Annotated in this window: 1 protein-coding gene; it reads left to right on the forward strand. The window is 59.3% G+C overall.

Annotation, left to right across the window (positions count from 1 at the left end):
* Window positions 1-258 (forward strand): hypothetical protein (locus IB241_RS27405; RefSeq protein WP_192301286.1); only part of this gene is annotated, 258 nt, incomplete at both ends.

Below are 258 nucleotides of genomic sequence, written 5' to 3' on the forward strand. Positions count from 1 at the left end.
GACTCACTGCCGAACACCAAGGCTGGGGCACCTTGCGCTATGCCTACGATGCCTGCGGCCACTTGCACCACCTGCGCCTGCCGGACAACAACCGGGTGGTGTTCAACCGTGCCAAGGGGGGACACCTTTCAACCGTCGAGTTGAATGGTGAAACGCTGACCTCACACCTGTTCAAATCCGGCCAGGAACGTCAACGCCAGCAAGGCCAACTGCTAAGTCACTACCACTACGACGACCAGCAACGGCTACATGCCCACA

Source organism: Pseudomonas sp. PDM05, assembly GCF_014851685.1.
Taxonomy (GTDB): Bacteria; Pseudomonadota; Gammaproteobacteria; order Pseudomonadales; family Pseudomonadaceae; genus Aquipseudomonas.